The 623-nt window shown below is 49.1% G+C and carries 1 protein-coding gene; it reads right to left on the reverse strand.

Annotated features, from left to right (window positions below):
• Positions 1-623 (reverse strand): methyl-accepting chemotaxis protein (locus R7Q48_RS28560; protein ID WP_318133701.1); only part of this gene is annotated, 623 nt, incomplete at both ends.

Below are 623 nucleotides of genomic sequence, written 5' to 3' on the forward strand. Positions count from 1 at the left end.
AGAAACGCTGTTGATGGTCTCGACTATTTGGCCAATGCTCTGCGTGTCGTTCGCCAATTCTGCCATGCATTGTTCAGTGGCGTTGATTTGCTCCAACAAGCTTTGCACGGAGCGGTAAGACAATTCACTTTGGGTCTGGCAGTCGACCACTTTGTTATTCATGGTTGTGGTGTCACCCATTGCGCGCTCTGCGGACTGAGCGATTTCCACACTCGATTGTGCGAGTTCAGTCATCGCGGTTGCGATGTTGTCGCACTTCGCGATGGTAGAGCGGCTACTGCTATCAAGATCTTGCGCAGATTCAACAATGTTTTGTAGTCGATTTGAGCTCTCGTTATTGGTCTTAGTGACGTCAAACAGCAGCTTTCTGAAGTTAGAGATCAAAGCATTAATGCTGTTCGATATGGAAGCGATTTCATCTTTGCCGCGAGAATCGAGTTCAACCGTCATATCGTGGTGCTCAGACATACTGCGCAGGGTTTGTTTTAGGCGACCAACGCGGCTTCGTAGGCTTGCAACCAAACCCCACACCATCATGATCATAAGCAGAGAAATCACAGCAGTCGCAGCCATCAACAAGTTGCGATTTAACGTGGCTTGCTGCGCGGAATGTTCTGCTGCAC

The sequence above is a fragment of the Vibrio sp. 378 genome, from assembly GCF_033339435.1.